We start from the raw sequence: 531 nt of genomic DNA, 5'->3' as shown, positions 1-531 counted from the left end.
TTGGAGAGTTTATGTCAATTCTCCACAAAAACTTGTTCATGCCATTAATTGGCCGTGCGGTCGTCAATGTCTTTGGTGTGCTGTGTCTGATTGGTTTAATTACTGGGCTAATCTCTTATCGCAAATTCTGGAAGCAGTTCTTTAAGCTTCCTCGATGGAATGCAAATTTCCGCGTATTTTTGGGCGATCTACACAAGTTTTTAGGTTTATGGTCGTTGTGGTTCGTGCTGATTATTGGCGTAACTGGGTCCTGGTGGTTTTATCAAAACCCACTAGTAAATTATGGCGTTGTACCTCAGTTTTTGCCTGAACGCACCATTGACCCAGCACTAACGAAGCACGACTTAAAAGCGCTAGGCAAAGGCATTCCAAGCCCACTCACGTCAAAAGAGATTGTTGAAGCAGTCCACAAGCACGATCCTGAGTTTATCCCCCACTTTTTAAATCCACCGGAACACAACGGCATGGCTTATGCCATCCATGGTACAAAGCACGACCTTCTGACCATGAAATGGGGAAGCTCATACTATG

Annotated in this window: 1 protein-coding gene; it reads left to right on the top strand. The window is 44.4% G+C overall.

Annotation, left to right across the window (positions count from 1 at the left end; translation table 11 throughout):
- Positions 1-11: 11 nt before the first annotated feature.
- The coding region (locus A3738_RS24915) for a PepSY-associated TM helix domain-containing protein (protein WP_231876756.1) at positions 12-531 on the top strand (520 nt) is incomplete at its 3' end.

This window comes from Oleiphilus sp. HI0066 (assembly GCF_001635725.1).
Note: the sequence above shows the minus strand (reverse complement) of the source record. Positions and strands in the feature narration are given on the sequence as shown.